Origin of the sequence: Mesorhizobium sp. M1312, from assembly GCF_040318115.1 — a bacterium.
Lineage (GTDB): Bacteria > Pseudomonadota > Alphaproteobacteria > Rhizobiales > Rhizobiaceae > Mesorhizobium.
The window spans coordinates 282,673-298,357 of the sequence record NZ_JAMYLQ010000003.1 but is presented as its reverse complement, the minus strand read 5'-3'; the positions used below and the strand labels follow the sequence as shown (position 1 = coordinate 298,357).

9 protein-coding genes and 1 pseudogene are annotated in these 15,685 nt (G+C 63.9%); 4 read left to right on the top strand and 6 right to left on the bottom strand.

The genetic code is table 11. The features are described 5' to 3' along the window. Positions 1-140: 140 nt before the first annotated feature. Positions 141-2,786, top strand: coding sequence for an aminopeptidase N (gene pepN / locus NKH36_RS06630; protein ID WP_352960799.1), 2,646 nt, complete (start codon positions 141-143; stop codon positions 2,784-2,786). Positions 2,787-2,977: 191 nt separating this feature from the next. Then, positions 2,978-5,305 carry a PAS domain-containing sensor histidine kinase gene (locus NKH36_RS06625; protein ID WP_352960797.1) on the top strand — a complete coding sequence of 776 codons (2,328 nt, stop codon included), beginning with the start codon at positions 2,978-2,980 and terminating at the stop codon, positions 5,303-5,305. A gap of 92 nt (positions 5,306-5,397) precedes the next feature. On the opposite strand, the gene NKH36_RS06620 is transcribed toward NKH36_RS06625, so the two are convergent. The 4 genes from NKH36_RS06620 to NKH36_RS06605 all read right to left on the bottom strand — a co-directional run bounded on the left by NKH36_RS06620 (position 5,398) and on the right by NKH36_RS06605 (position 12,435). Next, on the bottom strand, positions 5,398-8,358 hold the full coding sequence (locus tag NKH36_RS06620) for a bifunctional [glutamine synthetase] adenylyltransferase/[glutamine synthetase]-adenylyl-L-tyrosine phosphorylase (RefSeq protein ID WP_352960795.1): 2,961 nt from the start codon (positions 8,356-8,358) through the stop codon (positions 5,398-5,400). Beyond that, positions 8,358-9,827: a sensor histidine kinase gene (locus tag NKH36_RS06615; protein WP_352960793.1), complete on the bottom strand. Its 1,470-nt coding sequence runs from the start codon at positions 9,825-9,827 to the stop codon at positions 8,358-8,360. The genes NKH36_RS06620 and NKH36_RS06615 overlap by 1 nt, the downstream gene beginning before the upstream one ends. A gap of 1 nt (position 9,828) precedes the next feature. Beyond that, complete coding sequence (locus tag NKH36_RS06610) at positions 9,829-10,503, bottom strand: response regulator transcription factor (RefSeq protein WP_164547000.1); 675 nt, start codon at positions 10,501-10,503, stop codon at positions 9,829-9,831. A gap of 402 nt (positions 10,504-10,905) precedes the next feature. Then, positions 10,906-12,435, bottom strand: coding sequence for a Do family serine endopeptidase (locus NKH36_RS06605; protein WP_352960791.1), 1,530 nt, complete (start codon positions 12,433-12,435; stop codon positions 10,906-10,908). 182 nt (positions 12,436-12,617) lie between these two features. Between NKH36_RS06605 and NKH36_RS06600 the strand changes: the two genes are divergently transcribed. Together NKH36_RS06600 and NKH36_RS06595 are read left to right on the top strand one after the other, a co-directional pair. Continuing rightward, positions 12,618-12,887: a CopG family ribbon-helix-helix protein gene (locus NKH36_RS06600; RefSeq protein WP_352958621.1), complete on the top strand. Its 270-nt coding sequence runs from the start codon at positions 12,618-12,620 to the stop codon at positions 12,885-12,887. After that, positions 12,884-13,191, top strand: a pseudogene (locus NKH36_RS06595) (type II toxin-antitoxin system RelE/ParE family toxin). Before NKH36_RS06600 ends, NKH36_RS06595 begins: the two are co-directional and overlap by 4 nt. On the opposite strand, the gene NKH36_RS06590 reads toward NKH36_RS06595, so the two are convergent. Both NKH36_RS06590 and NKH36_RS06585 read right to left on the bottom strand, forming a co-directional pair. Further along, positions 13,188-13,652: a cytochrome c-type biogenesis protein gene (locus tag NKH36_RS06590; RefSeq protein WP_352958622.1), complete on the bottom strand. Its 465-nt coding sequence runs from the start codon at positions 13,650-13,652 to the stop codon at positions 13,188-13,190. The pseudogene NKH36_RS06595 and the gene NKH36_RS06590 overlap by 4 nt on opposite strands. Continuing rightward, positions 13,649-15,640, bottom strand: a complete 1,992-nt coding sequence (locus NKH36_RS06585) for a heme lyase CcmF/NrfE family subunit (RefSeq protein WP_352958623.1) — start codon at positions 15,638-15,640, stop codon at positions 13,649-13,651. Before NKH36_RS06585 ends, NKH36_RS06590 begins: the two co-directional genes overlap by 4 nt. Positions 15,641-15,685: the final 45 nt, after the last annotated feature.

Here is a 15,685-nt window from a genome sequence, read left to right as displayed (position 1 = left end):
GGTGATTGGAGAACGAGTGCCTGAAATAGGCGCTGCGCCAGTTTTGTCGAGTGACGGTTTCGTGTAAAGAGCGCGGGCTTCAAATTTCTTGGACCAGCGGACCCACTTGCCGCTGCGGGAATCGACAGGAACCCCACGGAATGCGCACGGACACCGGCCAGGTCTTCAAGCTCGAAGACTATCGCCCCAACGATTATCTCATTCCGGAAACCAGCCTGACTTTCCGCCTTTCGCCAGAAGCCACGCGAGTCACCGCCGTGCTGACAGTCGAACGCCGCAACGGCATACCGGCGTCAGTGCCGCTGGTGCTGGACGGCGATGGCCTGACGCTCAGCCGCATAACAATCGACGGCCGTGCACTCGGGCCGACGGATTTTTTTGCCACGCCCGATCAACTGACGATCGCCACGCCGCCCGCAGCACCCCGCTTCCAGCTCCTGATCGAGACCGAGCTGGCGCCGGCACACAACGAAGCCCTGATGGGCCTCTATCGCTCCAGCAACGTCTATTGCACGCAATGCGAGGCCGAGGGCTTTCGCCGCATCACCTATTTTCTCGATCGCCCCGACATCCTGTCCGTCTATACGGTGCGCATCGAGGCGCGGCGCCACGAGGCGCCACTGCTTCTTTCCAACGGCAATCCGGCTGGCAGCGGCGAACTTGCCGACGGCTGGCACTATGCAGTCTGGCACGATCCCTTCCCCAAGCCGTCCTATCTGTTCGCACTGGTGGCGGGCGCTCTCGGCAAAGTCGCAGACAGCTTCGTCACGCTGTCCGGTCGCGAGGTCGAACTCGGCATCTATGTCGAGCCGGGCAAGGAGAGGCTCGCCGGCTACGCCATGGATGCCCTGAAACGGTCGATGAAATGGGACGAGGAGGCGTTCGGCCGCGAATACGACCTCGACGTTTTCAACATCGTCGCGGTGTCCGACTTCAACATGGGCGCGATGGAGAACAAGGGCCTCAACATCTTCAACGACAAATATGTGCTGGCCGACCAGGAGACCGCGACGGATGCCGATTTCGCCAATATCGAGGCGATCATCGCGCATGAGTATTTCCACAATTGGACTGGCAACAGAATCACTTGCCGCGATTGGTTCCAGCTTTGCCTGAAGGAAGGGCTGACGGTGTTCCGCGATCACGAATTCTCGGCCGACCAGCGCTCGAGAGCGGTGAAGCGCATTGCCGAAGTGCGTACGCTCAGGGCGCATCAGTTTCCCGAAGACCAGGGACCGCTGGCGCATCCGGTGCGGCCGCGCCGCTACCGCGAGATCAACAATTTCTACACGGCGACGGTCTACGAAAAGGGCTCGGAAGTGGTGCGCATGATCCGCACCATTCTCGGCGCCGAGACGTTCCGGGCCGGCATGGACCTCTATTTCGAGCGCCATGACGGCGAGGCTGCGACGATCGAGGACTTCATCAAGGTGTTCGAGGATATGTCCGGCCGCGACCTGTCGCAATTTTCGCTCTGGTACCATCAGGCGGGCACGCCCAATCTGACGATCAGTTCGACGCACAATGCGGCGGCCCAGGAATTCACGCTCGAGATCGAGCAGTCGGTGCCGCCGACGCCGTCCGAAAGCCGCAAGCGGCTGATGCACATTCCGCTGGCCTTCAGCCTGGTCGGCGCCGATGGCAAAGCGATAGCGTATAGCGGCGTCGAGGGCGCCAGCGTCGAGGACGGCGTCATCCACATCCGCAAGCGCCGGCACATGGTGCGCTTTTCGGGCGTTGCCGAGCGCCCGGCGATGTCGCTCAACCGCGGCTTCTCGGCGCCGGTGACGCTTTCCGTTGAGCAGAAGGCCGGCGATCAGTTCTTTCTTGCCGGCCACGACGACGATACTTTCTCGCGCTGGCAGGCGTTCAACACGCTCTTGACCGACGCCCTGATATCAGCCTTTCGCCAGGTCCTTGGCGGCAAGCGGCCCGATTTCGCGTCACGGTTGACCGAGCTTGCCGGCAAAATAGCCGGCGACGAGACACTTGAGCCGGCCTATCGAGCGCTGGCTCTGGCGCTTCCGAGCGAAGCCGATATCGCCCGTGACATCGGCAAGAACATCGACCCCGATGCCATCTTCTCAGCCCGCGAGGCGCTGACGGTTGCAATCGCCGAGGCCAACCGCGAGGTATTCTCCGACCTCTACGATCGACTGGCCGACAAGGACGTTTTCAGTCCGGATGCGGCGAGCGCCGGGCGGCGGGCGCTGCGCAACATCCTGCTCGACTATCTCTCGCTGCTGCCGGGAGGTGCGGCGCTTGCGGCCCGGCATTTCCAGTCCGCGACCAACATGACGGACCGCGCCGCCGCATTGACCGTACTTGCGCTCCGCCACAGCGGTTCGCCCGAGGCGGTCAAGGCACTGGCCGACTTCGAAGCGAAATATGCGACAGATCCGCTGGTGATGGACAAATGGTTCCAGATCCAGGCCAGCGTGCCCGGCCCTCAAACCATTCATGCGGTGCGCGCCCTGACCGGCCACCCGGCCTTCTCGATGGCCAATCCGAACCGGGTGCGCTCGCTCGTCGGCACGTTTTCCAGCGCCAACCAGACCGGCTTCCATCGCGCCGACGGCGAAGGCTACCGGTTTTTCGTAGAAACGGTCCTGCAGGTCGAAAAGCGCAACCCGCAGCTGGCCGCCAGGCTGGCGACGGCACTCAGATCATGGCGCTCGCTCGAACCTGCCCGGCAGGCCAAGGCAAGGGAAGCGCTGCTGTCGCTTGCCAATGCCGAGAACCTATCGGCCGATTTGCGCGACATCGTCGAGCGCACGCTGGCGTAAGTTTGCCCCAAGCCTCCCCTGCTCATCGCAAGCAGCGCCATCATCGGGCGGAAACCATTATTTTAGTCGATTTTTAATCTTTTTTCGCCGCGCCTCTGGACAAGGCGAATCACCTTTGATTCTTTAGCTGAAGATTCGGAAGTGCGGCGTCACCGGATCGTCAAGCAGATTTAAATCGGGGAGAGCCATTTATGGCGAAGGCGGACGCGTGGCGCGCGCCCGGAGGGACGGCTTTTGAGCGGCGTGAGGCGAGAAGCGATGGTCTCGCCGGCAACGCGCGGCTCATCGCCGAACCCGCCTACCGACGGCTCCTGGCAGCCGAGCCATTGTTGCGCCGATCGATACCGGCCCTCATCATCATTTTCCTGCTCGTCATCGCGGCGCTGCGGTTCTTGTCGCTGATGAACGAGCGTGACGACGTGGAACGCGACGCCAAGGCGATCCTCTCGCTCGCGGCGGGCCAACTGGCCAGTTCGATTAGCGTCGATGCGAACATGGCCCCAACGCCTGGCGCGACGCAGGACCTGTTGGAGGGCATCAGCCGGCAGGGCGCCATGGGCCGAAGCCACGTGCTTGCGGTCACCGACAGCACGTTCAAGATCGTTGCCGTGACACCGCAATCGACGGGCTGGGAAGGGCGGTCGCTCGACGCCATCGCGCAGGGCGGTCAGCCGCTGTTCATGTTCGGCGACCGCGCCGGGGTGATGGAGGTCAGAATCGGCGGCCAGGACTGGTATGCGGCAGTGAGCCTGACAAACGGCAGGAACGGTGCTGCCGCAGCGCTCGTTCCGCAGGAAGCGGTCTTCGACACGTGGCGCAAGACCGTTTCGCTCAACGTCACGCTGTTCGTGCTGACAGCCGGCGTGCTGATCATCATCCTCTACGCCTATTTCGGCCAGGCGGCGCGCGCCCAGGCCGCCGACCGCATTTATCTCGAAGCGCACCAGCGCATCGACAAGGCGCTGGTGCGCGGCCGCTGCGGCCTGTGGGACTGGGACATGGTGCGCGGCAAGATGTACTGGTCGCGCTCGATGTACGACATGCTGGGCTATGAGCCCTGCGACACGATGCTGTCGTTCGGCGAGGTCGACGAGATCATCCATCGCGAGGACGGCGACCTGTTCCAGCTCGCCAACAGGATCGTCGCACGCGAGATCGATCACATCGACCAGGTGTTCCGGATGCGCCATGCCGACGGACAATGGGTGTGGATGCGCGCAAGGGCGCAGGTGATCGACCCGGAAGCGCCGGAGATCCAGCTGATCGGCATCGCCGTCGACGTCACCGAGCAGCGGCACCTGGCGCTGCGCTCCGAGGCCGCGGATCTTCGCCTGCGAACGGCCATCGAAAACATCAACGAATCCTTCGTGCTCTGGGATTCCGCCCAGCGCCTGATCATGTGCAATTCCAAATACCAGCAGGACAACGGCCTGTCGGACCGCGACGTGATGCCGGGCGCCTCGCGCGCCGTTCTGGAAGATCTCATGCTTGCCTTCGCCTCGGAGCGCCGGCTTGCTAACACCAACGGGCAGCAGGGCGGCGTGACTTTCGAGCGGCAGCTTGCCGATGGCCGCTGGCTGCAGGTGAACGAATTGCGGACCAGGGACGGCGGCACCGTTTCGGTCGGCTCGGACATCACCCAGATCAAGCTGCACCAGGAGAAGCTGGTCGACAGCGAACGCCGGCTGATGGCGACGATCCACGATCTCAGCCTTGCCCGCCGGGCTGAGGAAGAGCGGTCGCGCGAACTGGTCGAACTCAATCACAAATATATGAAGGAAACCGAGCGCGCCGAGGCCGCGAACCGGGCCAAATCCGAGTTCCTGGCCAACATGTCGCATGAATTGCGCACGCCGCTCAACGCGATCATCGGCTTCTCGGAGCTGATGGAACAGGCGCTGTTCGGGCCCTTGGGTTCGCCGCGCTATGAGGAATATGCTACCGACATCAACGGCAGCGGCAAATATCTTCTGGGCGTCATCAACGACATCCTCGACATGTCGAAGATCGAGGCCGGCCAGTTCTCGATGGATCAGGAGGAAATCGACCTCTGCCCGCTGATGCGCGAAACGGTGCGCGTCATCTCGCTGCAGGCAGCGGAAAAGTCGATCACCGTCGAAACACGCATCCCCGATTCGCTGACACTGTTCGCCGACCGCCGGGCGATCAAGCAGATCATCATCAACCTGCTGTCGAATGCGGTGAAATTCACCGGCCAGGGCGGCCGCATCGCGGTAAGGGCCCGCAACACATCCAGCGCTCTGGTCCTGACGATCGAAGACAATGGCTGCGGCATCCCGAAGGAGGCGCTGAGCAAGCTCGGGCGGCCGTTCGAACAGGTGCAGAACCAGTTTTCCAAGAGCCATGCCGGTTCCGGCCTTGGCCTTGCCATCTCACGCTCGTTGGCCGAGCTTCAGGGCGGCGCTTTGAAAATCCGCTCAACCGAAGGCACCGGCACGATCGTGTCCGTGCGCATTCCGACCAGGAAGCCGACGCAGCCGGTCAGGGCCGCCGCCTGACCCCCTGTTGTCGTGAAGCGGTCGGAACTTTCGGAAACGCCGTAGGGACAGCGCCCCCGATGCATTCGAAACAGCCGATTGGCGTTGCGCCGTCACGGTCGTTTCGCACGAAGCAAATAGTCGAAGTCCTTCCTGACCTTTTGCGACGTCTCCTTGAGGTGCGCTTCCAGCACACCGAAATCCGGCAGGTCGGTGACCGCCAGAAGCAGATCCAAAAGCCCCGGCGGAACATCGTCCCGTTCGAACACGCCGGTGAGGCAGAGCCGCGTCATCTGGGTCAGCGCCAGATAGAGCGCATAGGCATCGCAAAGCTGCTGCCTGACCTGCGCCTCGGCGAAATCCGGCGCCAGCCTCGACAGGACTTCCGCCGTCCCGGTGACCCGGCGGCCGGCTTCGATCTTTCCCGTGATCACCGCCACCTGCGCGATGAATTCGAGATCGATGAGACCGCCCGGGGTCAGCTTGATGTCCCAGAGATCGCGCGGCGGCTTCTCCTTCTCGATCATCGCGCGCATCTCGGCCGCCTCGGCCATCACCTTGGCGCTGTCGCGCGGCAGGGCAAGCACCGCCGCCACCTCGGCCTCGACCTCGGTGCACAGCGCTTGATCGCCACCGATCGCGCGGGCCCTGGACAGCGCCATGTGCTCCCATGTCCAGGCGTCCTTGCGCTGGTACTTCTTGAAGGCATCGACATGGGTCGCCACCGGCCCCTTGTTGCCGGACGGCCGCAAGCGAAGGTCGAGCTCGTAGAGAACGCCCTCGGCGGTCGGCGCGGACACGGCTGATATCAGCCGCTGCGTCATCCTGGAGTAATAGTGGGATGGGGCGAGCGGCTTGTCGCCGTCGGATTCTTCGGCATCCGCATCGTGATCATAGAGCAGGATGAGGTCGACGTCTGAGCCGGCCGTCAATTCGCGGCTGCCGAGCTTGCCCATGCCGAGCAGCGCAACGGTGCCACCGGCGATGCGACCGTGACGCAGCGCGAACTCAGCGATGACCGCCCGCAGCGCCGCGTCGATGGTGAGATCGGCCAGATCGGAAAAGGCACGGCCGGCGCGGGCCGGATCAATCGAGCCGGCAAGCAGCCTGACACCGATCAGGAATTTTTGCTCGGACGCAAAGATGCGCAAGCGGTCGAGCACGTCCTCATAGGCCCTGTCGCCCTCGAGGAAGGCGGCGAGACGGCCGGACAGATAGGCGCGGTCCGGCAGCTCGGTCAGAAGGGCCGGATCCAACAGGCCATCGAACACGTGCGGCCGGCGCGTGATGATAGCGGCCAGCCGTGGAGCGGCGCCCATGATCGTCGCCAACAGCTTCAACAGAGCCGGATTGGACTGGAGCAGCGAGAAGAGCTGGATGCCGGCGGGCAGGCCGGCAAGGAATTCGTCGAAGCGTATCAACGCCTCGTCCGCCCGGCGCGTCTGACCGAAGGATTGCAGCAGCGCCGGCGTCAGTTCGGTCAACCGCTCGCGCGCCTCGGCCGACTGGGTGACGCGATAGCGGCCGAAATGCCAGCCGCGGATGACGCGGCAGATGTCGCTCGCCCGCTGGAATCCCAATCTCTGCAGGGTCTGCAACGTATCGGGATCATCGACGTCGCCGGTAAAAACCAGATTGCCGATGCCGGCCGAAAGCTCGGGCGCGGTTTCGAAAAGCGCTGCGTAGTGACGTTCGACCTGATGGAGTGCGGCGCGGAAGGCCTCGGCAAAGACCGCCGCATCGGCAAAACCGAGCATGCGGGCAATGCGTTCGAGCCCTTCGTCATCGTCCGGCAGTATATGGATCTGCTCGTCGGCGACCATCTGGACGGCATGCTCGACGCGGCGCAGGAACCAGTATTGCCGGGCGAGCGCGTCGCGAGCATCGGCCGTGATCCAGCCGCGTGCCGCAAGCTGGCCAAGCATCGGCACGGTCTCGCGGCCGCGCAGCTCGGGGAAGCGACCGCCGGCGATGAGCTGCTGAGTCTGGACGAAGAACTCGATTTCGCGGATGCCGCCGCGGCCGAGCTTGACGTTGTGGCCCTTCACCGCGATCTCACCAAGGCCCTTGTGGGCGTGGATCTGGCGCTTGATCGAATGGACGTCGGCGATCGCCGCATAGTCCATGTATTTGCGCCAGATGTAGGGCTGGAGGTCCTTCAGGAACGCAGCACCGGCGGCGAGATCACCGGCCACCGGACGCGCCTTGATCATGGCGGCGCGCTCCCAGTTCTGGCCGCGCGCCTCGTAGTAGCGTAGTGCCGCCTCGACCGGGATCGCCAGCGGTGTCGAACCGGGATCGGGACGAAGCCTGAGGTCGGTGCGGAAAACATAGCCGTGTTCGGTGCGATCCTGGAGAATGCGGACCAGCCGGCGCGTCAGGCGCGAAAACAGCTCCGTCGCATCGAGCGGATCGACGACGGCAGGCGCTTGCGGGTCGAAGAAAACGACGAGGTCGATGTCGGAGGAGAAGTTCAACTCATGCGCGCCAAGCTTGCCCATGCCGAGCAGGATCCAGCCCGACCGGCGCGCCGGATCCTCGAGGTCCGGCAGTTTGAGCTTGCCTTGTCCGTGCGCGTCGCGAAGCAGGAAGTCGACAGCAGCGCGGGTGCAGGCGTCGGCAAGATCGCTCAGCCGCCGTACCGTGATTGCAGTTTCAGCCTCGCCTGCAAGGTCGGCCAGCGCGATCAGAACATGCGCTTCCGCTTTCCATTGCCGCAGCTCCATCATCAGGCTGTTTTCAGAGATGGCTTCCGCCCGCGCGGCCTTGTCGATCGCGGCGCCGATCGACGCCAGCCGGGCCTCGACCGTCTCACCGAAAAGCGCGTCCAGGATCTGCGGGCGGCGGCGTACTGTGTCGCGGAGAAACGGCGACAGGTCGAACACTGCGGCGAGGAAATCCCGGACGGTGCCCTTGCCGGCGAGAAATTTCGCGAGCCGGGGAAGCCCGTCTTCCCGGGCAGCGGAAGCGGTTTCCGACAATTCCCGCCTGGCGCGGTTCCGATCCAGGGGGACGAGCATTGCCGCCGGCTTCAGAAGCCAGCGGGTCTGTTCCGCAGCCGCCCTCACCGCCATCAGCGATCCTCCCGTTCGGGAAAACTCATGACAACGGACAATCCGGGATCGGCGGGCAGAAGATCAAGCCGTCCGTTGTGGAATGTCATGATTGCCTTGGCGAGGCTGAGGCCCAGGCCGGAACCCGGCTGCGAGCGGCTTTTCTCCAGCCTCACGAAACGCTCGGTCGCCCTGGCGCGATCGGCATCGTTGGGAATGCCCTGGCCGTTGTCTGTGACGGAAAGCCTGATTTCGCTCCCGACGCGATCGAGCGCCACGCGAACGGTCGGCTTGGCTGCCGAGTCGGTTGAATATTTGATCGCGTTGTCGACGATGTTCGATAGCGCCTGGCCGATCAGCTCGCGATTGCCTTCGACGGCGAAGGCGTCCCGCACCGAGGTCTCGAGTGTCACACCCGCCTCCTCCGCCACCGGCTCGTAGAGCTCGACGACATCGCGCACGGACGCAGCCAGATCGACCCGGCTGGTGCTTTCTGAGGAATAGCCCGCCTCCAGCCTGGAGATCATCAGGATGGCGTTGAAGGTCTTTATCAGCTGATCGGACTCGGCGATGGTCGCTTCCAGCGCCTGCCGGTAGTCGGTGGGGTTGTGCTTGCGGGAAAGCGTCGCCTCGGCGCGGTTGCGCAGCCTGGTCAGCGGTGTCTTCAGATCGTGGGCGATGTTGTCTGAGACCTGCTTCAGCCCTTCGTTCAGCGTCGCGATCCTGGCCAGCATGGAATTGAGATTTTCGGAGAGCCGGTCGAACTCGTCGCCGGCCCCGGTGACCGGCAGCCGACCGGAGAGATCACCGCCCATGATGCGGCGGCTGGCCTCCGATACGCTGTCGATGCGCTTCAGCGCCGCGCGGCCGACGAAGAACCAGATCAGGAGGCCGCCGAGCGCCATCATGCCGAGCGCCAGCATCAAAGCGCGGCGGATGACGGCCCGGAATCGCTCCGGCTCGCCAAGGTCGCGGCCGACGAGCATGATCATCTGGTTTGGCAGGCGCAGCACCAGCGCGATGGCGTTGTGGCCCTTCTCGCCTTCGACCTGGACTTCGCTCTGGCTGGGTTCGTTCGGGTCGGCGACCGGGTTGCGCTGCCGCTCGAGCTCGCCCTCGCCGAAGCGCCGGTAGGAAAACGGCTCCGTCGTCCAGCCCTCTGCCTCGAGAACGCCGGGCTCCAGACTCTGCACGTTTCCGGTTAGGATCTGGCCGTTGGTGTCGGCGATCAAATAGAGATTGGCGCCGGGCTGGCGGGAGCGCTGTTCGACCACGCGGACCAGCAGCGGCAAGCCGCCGCGCTGGTAGGCCCGGGCGAGGCCGAGCACTTCGTCGTTGATGGTCTCCTGCGTCTGGCCGGTCAGCATGCGTGCCGAGAGCGAGGTCATGTAGAAGACGAGCAACACCGCACAGATGGCGAACAGCAGGAGATAAAGCGCCGAAAGCCGCGCTGCCGTCGTCTTCATGATGGCCGGCATGGAAAGAGCCATGCTACCCGCTCTTGAGCATATAGCCGGCGCCACGAACCGTGTGCAGGATCGGCTTGTCGAAGCCCTTCTCGATCTTGCCGCGCAGCCGCGAGACGTGAACGTCGATGACGTTGGTCTGCGGATCGAAATGATAGTCCCAGACATTTTCCAGCAGCATGGTGCGCGTCACCACCTGGCCGGCATGGCGCATCAGATATTCCAGCAGGCGGAACTCGCGCGGCTGCAGCGTAATCTCGCGCGCCGCGCGCCGCACCGAATGCGAGAGCCTGTCGAGTTCGAGATCGCCGACCCGGTAGACGGTTTCGGCTTCCCTGGCGCTGGCGCGGCGGTTCAGCACCTCGACCCGGGCCAGAAGCTCGGAAAAGGCATAGGGCTTGGTCAGATAGTCGTCGCCGCCAGCGCGCAAGCCGGTGACCCGGTCGTCGACTTCGCCAAGCGCCGACAGGATCAGCACCGGCGTCGTGTTGCCTCTGGATCTCAGACCGGCGATGACCGACAGGCCGTCGCGGCGCGGCAGCATGCGGTCGACGACCATCACGTCATAGTCGCCGGAATCAGCGAGCGCGAAGCCGGTTTCGCCGTCGCCGGCGACATGGGCGGTGTGGCCGGCCTCGGTAAAGGCTTTCTGGAGATAATCGGCCGCTTCGCGATCGTCTTCTATGACGAGAATCTTCATGGGACCGTTATACGCGATTTCGCTGGAAGATTGAGTGGCCGGCATATGTATCGTGGCCTCACCAGGGCGTATCGCGAACAAAGTGAGTCAAGGATACGCAGTAAGTCTTTGTTTTAGAATGTCGTTGACCCCGAGCCGCCGGCACCCTCGGATCAAGCCCGAGGCGGCTTGGGCGACATGCTTTGTTGTTTGAGCATGTCGTCATCCCAAAACCGCTTCACACCTTTGGCGACATGCTTCGTTGTTTGAGCATGCCGTCATGCTTTGTTCGAGCGGCAGCGGGCGATGGGAGCCCGCTGCCGCTGGGGCGGAACACGATGACTGACTAACGTATTCAAGCCCCGTGCTTTCCCATGCGGCGGCCCAGGTGTTTGAAACCGCCGCACCGGAAAGTCTGGAACGTCAGCCCTTGGCGACAGGCAGCGCGACGAAGCGGTTGCTGTAGTCGCGGGTGATCTGCATCAGCACCGCCTTACGGCCCGACTTCACCGCATCGGCCATGGCCTTGGCGACGTCGTCGGTGCCATTGACTTCCGTCGAATTGACCGAGGTGATGACGTCGCCGGGCTGGATGCCGCGATCGGCGGCATCGCTATCGGGATCGACGTCGGTCACCACAAGCCCTTTGCCATCGTCGGACCTGGTGACGGTGAGGCCGAGATCGGCCAGCGTGTCGGCCTTTGGCGGAGCGGAAGGCTGCTGGTCGGCCGAAGCCTGCTTGTCACTCGAAGGCAGCGTGCCGAGATCGACCTTGACCGTCTCACTCTTGCCGTCACGCCACAGCGTGACGTCGACCGGCTTGCCGGGCGGGTAGGCGCCGATCAGACGGGCGAGTTCCTTCGGCGACGCGACATCCTTGCCGTCCACCTGAGTGATGACGTCACCAGCTGATATGCCGGCCTTCTTGCCGGGACCATCGTCCTGGGCGCTGGAAACGAGCGCACCCTTATCGGACTTCAGCCCGAGCGATTCGGCGATTTCGGAGGTGACCGGCTGGATCTCGACGCCAAGCCAGCCGCGCTGGACGGTGCCGTCCTTCATCAGATCCTGCACGACCTGTTTGGCGGTCGAGGCGGGAATGTCGAAGGCAATGCCCACGCTGCCGCCGGACGGCGAGAAGATCGCGGTGTTAATGCCGACGACTTGACCGTTGAGGTTGAAGGTCGGGCCACCCGAATTGCCGCGGTTCACCGAGGCGTCGATCTGGATGAAGTCGTCATAGGGGCCGGTACCGATATCTCGGCCACGGGCCGAGACGATGCCGGCGGTGACCGTGCCGCCGAGGCCGAACGGATTGCCGACGGCCACGACCCAGTCGCCGACGCGAACCTTGGAATCATCGGCGAAGTCGACATAGGTGAACTTGCCGTCGCCTTCGACCTTGAGCACCGCGAGGTCGGTGCGCAGATCTGTGCCGACCAGCTTAGCGTCGAGTTCCTTGCCGTCATGCATCACCACCGTGAAGGACGAGCCGTCTCCGACGACATGGTTGTTGGTGACGAGGTAGCCATCCTCGGAGATGAAGAAACCGGATCCTTGGGCGACCGGCCGCGGCTGGCGGTCACGGCGTCCGAAACGCCGCATTCCATCTCGGCCATCCTGATCGCCAAAGCCACGGAACTCCCTGAAGAAGCGGCGCAATTGCGGATCGTCGGGAAGATTGCCGAAGGCGTCGGGCAGGTCGGAGCCGTCGGCGGCGGTCGATTCTATCTTGGCTTTGACTCGGACACTGACGACCGCCGGCGAAACGCGCTCGACCACGTCGGCAAAGCTCGGGACCTGCGGTGCCTCGACACGGACCGCCTCGGCCAGGACCGGGGCTGTCCCGGTGGCAACCGCGCCGAAGCCGATCGCGCCGGCAACGGCCACAGAAGCGGCGGCAGCCATCAGGCGTTTGCGGGTGCGGGGATATGAATTGGGGGCAATATTCATGGGTCTCGTATCCTCTTTCAAGGGATGCGCTTCGGTCGGCATCCTCGGGCAAGAGAAATAGAGGCGCGCACATTACGGCGCCATTTCCGGTGCATGAAACTTTTGTAATGTACCGGCACAAACCCTTGGTTGCGCCCGCCCGTTGCCTTATGTTGTACACAGTTCAGCACAAGGCTTTCACTATGACCGCAAGCGCCACCATGACGATTCGGGTTTCGTCCGAAACCAAGCTGAAGCTGGAGAGGATCGCCGCCGACACTCAGCGCAGCAAATCCTTCCTCGCGGCCGAGGCGATATCGGCCTATGTCGATCGCGAGCTTGAGATCATCGAAGGCATCAAACGCGGCATGGGCGACGCGGCAGCTGGCCGCGTCGTGCCCCACGACGAAGCCATGGAGGAAATCGACGCCGTCATCGAAGCAGTGGAAGCCAAGCGCGCGGACAAGGCGTGAAGCGGTTCGTCACCTGGTCGCGAGAAGCGCTGGACGACATCAAACAGCAAATCGCCTTCATCGCACGGGACAATCCAGCCGCCGCCAGACGCCTTGCGGATCGCATTCGTGACGCGGGCCGCGATCTCGGCGACATGGCGACGGGCCGGCCTGGCCGGGTACAGGCACCTATGAGAAGCCGATCAGCCGCCTGCCCTACGTCATTGCCTATGAGCTGCGGCCGATCGCCGGGCGTGAGAGCGTCGTTATCTTACACGTCATTCACACGTCGCGGGACTGGCCGCCGGAGGAATGGCCGAGTTAGTTACCCAGCATCTTGTCCAACGCTGCTTTCTCCTCGGCGGTGAGCATGGCCGCAGGCGCCGAGCGGCGTGAGCGGGCGCCGAGCACGATGACGGCGCCGCCGACAAGGAGCAGAAATACCGGCGTGCCCCACAACAGCGCATTGCGCAGGCTGAAGCGCGGCTTCAAGAGCACGAACTCGCCGTAGCGGGAGACGATGTAGTCGATCACCTGCTGGTCGGTGTCGCCGGCGACGAGGCGCTGGCGCACCAGCATGCGCAGGTCGCGGGCAAGGTCGGCATCCGATTCGTCGATCGACTGGTTCTGGCAAACCATGCAGCGCAGCTCCTCCGAAAGCGTCCGCGCCCGCGCCTCGAGCGCCGGGTCGGCCAGAACCTCGTCGGGCTTCACCGCAAGTGCGGCGCCTGCAAACAACAGTGTCAGCAGCAAGACTAGGGAGGCCAGTGAAAATCTCGCCGTCATAACAGGCTCGCGGAAGGCACGGCGCCCGCTGACTTGCGACGGCGCGACGGTGCCCCGACGCGCAGGCGCCGGTCCATGAGCGACACCGCGGCACCTGCCATCATGACCAGGCTGCCCCCCCAGATCAGCGTCACCAGCGGCTTCCACCACAGCCGCACCACGACGGAGCCGTCGGTCCCCTCGTCGCCAAGCGAGAGATAGAGCTGGCTGAAACCGATAGTCCTGATACCGGACTCGGTCGTCGTCATCTGTCGGACCGGATAGGAGCGCTTGGACGAGGTGATCACGGCGGTAGTGCTTCCATCGGCGCCGAGCAGAGAGAAGCGGCCGCGATCCTCGCTGTAATTGGGCCCCTGAGCCGGATAGAGCCCTTCGAAACGCAGCGTGTGGCCAGACAGTTGCACGGTCTCGCCAGTATGCATCGACAATATCTTCTCGGTGCCGAAGCAAAGCGTGCCGACGATGCCCAGCGTCGTCAGCCCGAGGCCGAGATGGGCGAGCGCAGTGCCGAAGACCGAACGTGGCAGGCCGGCGAAGCGCCTGAACATGATGCCGGGCGCGACACTGCCAAAGCCGGATTTGACGGCTATATCGGTGAGCGCTCCGCAGATCAGCCAGAAGGCCAGGCCGACGCCAAGTGCCGCGAACACCGACGCGCCGTCGATGAACAAGGCCGTCACCAGCACGGCCAGAAGCGCTGCGGCGAAGGCCGCCATCAGGCGCTGGGCGACCGCGAAAATGTCGCCGCGCTTCCAGGCCAGCAACGGCCCGAACGGGACCACGACCAGTAGCGGCACCATCAGCGGGCCGAATGTCAGGTTGAAGAACGGCGCGCCAACCGAAATCTTGTCGGCTGAGACGGCCTCGACCGCCAGCGGATAAAGCGTGCCGATCAACACGGTGGCGGTGGCCGTGGTCAGGAACAGATTGTTGAGGACCAGCGCCCCTTCGCGCGAGATCGGATGGAACAGGCCACCGGCCGTCAAGCTGGAGGCGCGGAAGGCAAACAGCGCCAGCGATCCGCCGATGAACAGCGTCAGGATGCAGAGAATGAACACGCCGCGCGTCGGATCGGTGGCGAAGGCGTGGACGGAAGTGAGCACGCCTGAGCGCACCAGGAAGGTGCCGAGCAGCGACAGCGAGAAGGTCAGGATCGCCAGCAACAGTGTCCATATCTTCAGGGCCGAGCGCTTTTCCATGACGATCGCAGAATGGAGCAGTGCCGTGCCCGCCAGCCAAGGCATGAAGGAAGCGTTCTCAACCGGATCCCAGAACCAGAAACCGCCCCAGCCAAGTTCGTAATAGGCCCAGTAGGAACCCATGGCGATGCCGCCGGTCAGGAACATCCAGGCGACCAGCGTCCATGGCCGCACCCAGCGCGCCCAGGACGCGTCGATGCGGCCTTCGATGAGGGCGGCGACCGAGAAGGAAAAGCAGATCGAGAAGCCGACGTAGCCGAGATAGAGCAGCGGCGGATGGATGGCGAGGCCGAGATCCTGCAGGATCGGGTTGAGATCGCGGCCCTCGATCGGCGCCGGATTGAGCCTGGCGAACGGGTTGGACGTCGCCAGGATGAACAGGAAAAAGGTGGCGCCGATCGCCCCTTGCACGGCCAGCACATTGGCTCGAAGGGTCGCGGGAAGATTGCTGCCGAAAGCAGCGACGAGCGCCCCAAAGAAGGTCAGGATCAGCACCCAGAGCAGCATCGAGCCCTCGTGATTGCCCCAAGTGCCGGTGACCTTGTAGATCAGCGGCTGCAGCGAATGCGAGTTGTCCCAGACATTGGCCACCGAAAAATCCGACGTCGCATAGGCTATCGCCAGCGCCGCGAAGGACAGAGCGGTCAAGGCAAAGCCGGTCACCGCGACCGGACCGCCGACGGCCATCATCTTGGGGTTGTTCATGCGCGCGCCGAACAGCGGCACCAGTGTCTGCACCAGGGACAGCGCGAACGCCAGGACCAGCGCGAAATGTCCGGTTTCAACCATTGTGGCCAAGCCCGCCAGGTTTTTGTTTTGCCGCAGTTTCTTGCC